2 protein-coding genes are annotated in these 742 nt (G+C 36.7%); both read right to left on the bottom strand.

Annotated features, from left to right (window positions below; translation table 11 throughout):
- Positions 1-104: 104 nt before the first annotated feature.
- Entirely contained in the window at positions 105-515 is a 411-nt protein-coding gene (locus E0D95_RS15150) for a hypothetical protein (protein WP_228258905.1), read from the bottom strand.
- Positions 516-527: 12 nt separating this feature from the next.
- The coding region (locus tag E0D95_RS15145; RefSeq protein WP_031991246.1) for a hypothetical protein at positions 528-742 on the bottom strand (215 nt) is incomplete at its 5' end.

The raw sequence follows: 742 nt of genomic DNA, 5'->3' as shown, positions 1-742 counted from the left end.
GAGATCCATGCACGTGTAGCAGTCCTTAACAGATTTACGGAATTAGGTCGACCACTTACCCAAGTTACGCCTTAAATTTGGCTCAATTAGGGGCGCTTTGCATTTCAAATCTTTGTGCAACAAAGCCCATCCCAATTATAACTTGTATCACGCATTTCCTTTTTTTCGAAAGATCCACCAAAAATTAAATTATGATTTATAAAACCTGTATCAAATAAACCAGTTACCATTAATTGGCTGATATCACGAACACTTTCTCCACCTAATTGATACATGTTTATTGAATAATCACCTTGTTCATTTAAAACGTATGCAAAAGTTTTATTCACAAAATTACGATTTCTCACTCTGGCTTGAGTAACCTCAGCCTTCCAGTTATCGTTGATTTGCCAATATACTCCCGTTTGAGCAAGTGCTGAATGGATTGTATAGAACGCACCTTTTACAATATGTTTATCACGACCATCAATCGGTTTAGGAAGTTTGTCGCCTTCAAATCCCCACCACGAAAACATTGATGGGCGAATTCAAACATGAGGTGCGACAGTTTGAAAAGTCTTATGATAATCAACAAGCTGAGCAAATTTCTCTAATGGTGTAAGCCAATCTAACGCTTTTCTAGGACGAGTATTCAGTGACATGGCAACTTGATTTAAATAATGCTGATCTGCCTGATTTAAATCAATCCCTTTAGGTAAATATTGCCTAATTAAACCATTCATATTTTCGCATGTGCCTTTTT

The sequence above is a fragment of the Acinetobacter ihumii genome, from assembly GCF_900625095.1.
GTDB lineage: Bacteria > Pseudomonadota > Gammaproteobacteria > Pseudomonadales > Moraxellaceae > Acinetobacter > Acinetobacter ihumii.
The sequence above is the reverse complement of the archived record's forward strand: the minus strand, read 5'-3'. Positions and strand labels throughout refer to the sequence as shown.